This window comes from Megasphaera sp. NM10, assembly GCF_000417505.1.
Lineage (GTDB): Bacteria > Bacillota > Negativicutes > Veillonellales > Megasphaeraceae > Megasphaera > Megasphaera intestinihominis.
Genome location: NZ_APHY01000101.1, coordinates 1 through 1,525, shown reverse-complemented (window position 1 = coordinate 1,525; position 1,525 = coordinate 1). Strand labels below are relative to the sequence as shown.

The window sequence follows — 1,525 nt, the reverse complement described above, 5'->3', positions numbered from 1 at the left end:
TCAGATCGCACCCCAAGAGAGCTTCGACGTCTGATTAACCAATACGTAGATGATTACAACAACATACGGCCCCACGAGGCATTAGGCTACAAGGTTCCCAACGAGTTTTACTTTGCTTGCTTCGCTGCTTAGAATAATTCTGCTTACTGCCACTCTTAAAATTTTAGAACGTGGTCTTGACAAGGGGCCCATTATATCCTGAAATAGGTTTCCCTATCAATGAGATTTTCAAGTAAGCATCGAGTCGCATTAATTAAATAACTAATTTTTTGCAGTGTCTCTGCTCTGTCAATAATATTCACTAATCGAAAAGCAGTCTCCTTCTTTTCGCCATTCTCTATAAGTTTGACCTGTAATTTATCACAATCATCTTTACTTAAGCAAACTCCGTTAAGAAACTTTTCCATTTTAGACCAAAATAATCGTTCACGAATAAAAAAAGCAGATTTAGTGAGAGTAATGATAATTTTTCCAACAGATATCGGATTCCCTAAAACAGCGTCAAGTGCATCTTCAAGCAAATCCGTTGAAGCCTCTTGGATTTCGCCAGTAGATATTCGTTCTTTTATTTCCTCAATATAATTCATTATCTTACCTCGTATATTTTTTCAACAAGATACTGCTCTTATCATCAACACAAATACATATGCAAAGGTACTCTAAGATAATTTAATTATACATCAAGTTTTCCATAAATAGAAAAAATAGAGCCAGTTTGTCAACTTCCGTTGGAGTTGATAGACTTGAAGATAAGCAAATGCTTGGTAAAAATGATTCAAGAATAGTAATAGCGAAAATATCTTATATCTATTTAGACACTTCACGAGCAAATTGTTGTGATGACATAATATATACATCACCGCTTGAACGAGTTAATGCAACATATAATTTATTTCTTGAACTTTCTGATAAATTATTATTCCAATTCTCTTTAAAGATATTATTCGATTTCTCTGTCAAAACAACACATATCGAATCATATGTATCCCCTTTAGAATATGACCAATTTTTGCAGAAGCAATTATAACTTTTAGCATTGCTATAGACAAGTTTAACAATATCATCATTACTTATAATCTCTTTGACTCTATCCTCAGGTACTTCGATAATTTTCCCCTGATGAATATCTTTCGAAAAAATTTTAATGCCAAGTTTTTCTCGAATAAAAGTACAAACCTCTGCAGAACATCTCCGAGATTTATTCAGTGAGTGAGAATCCACTTCAAAACCACAGCTAGCTAATTCAGATATAAACTGCTCATAAGAGATTGATTTCTTTCCATCTTTGAATGGCATTCCTGTATTATTCTTTCCCGAAACAGAATGCTGGTAATAATCTCCTACCAATAAGATATTTTCCACATTTAAAACCATCATCTTAATAATTTCAAAATCTTTTTCTCTAAAATCTTGAAACTCGTCTACATAGATAGCCTCATAAAACTCGGGAGTGTAAAATAGTTTGTGTAAATCGGTATTGCATGAATCTACTTTATGCCCCATACTGGGGTAAACAMWGATCTGA

At 33.4% G+C, this 1,525-nt stretch carries 3 protein-coding genes; 1 reads left to right on the top strand and 2 read right to left on the bottom strand.

Annotation, left to right across the window (positions count from 1 at the left end; all coding sequences use genetic code 11):
• Window positions 1-132, top strand: a 132-nt coding sequence (locus NM10_RS15355; protein WP_147675888.1) for an integrase core domain-containing protein, incomplete at its 5' end; no start/stop codon positions are given.
• A gap of 59 nt (window positions 133-191) precedes the next feature.
• Here the strand turns inward: NM10_RS15355 and NM10_RS12265 are convergent.
• Together NM10_RS12265 and NM10_RS12260 are read right to left on the bottom strand one after the other, a co-directional pair.
• Window positions 192-587 carry a hypothetical protein gene (locus NM10_RS12265; RefSeq protein ID WP_020311858.1) on the bottom strand — a complete coding sequence of 132 codons (396 nt, stop codon included), beginning with the start codon at window positions 585-587 and terminating at the stop codon, window positions 192-194.
• Window positions 588-807: 220 nt separating this feature from the next.
• A partial coding sequence (locus NM10_RS12260) for a UvrD-helicase domain-containing protein (RefSeq protein ID WP_020311857.1) occupies window positions 808-1,525 on the bottom strand: 718 nt, incomplete at its 5' end.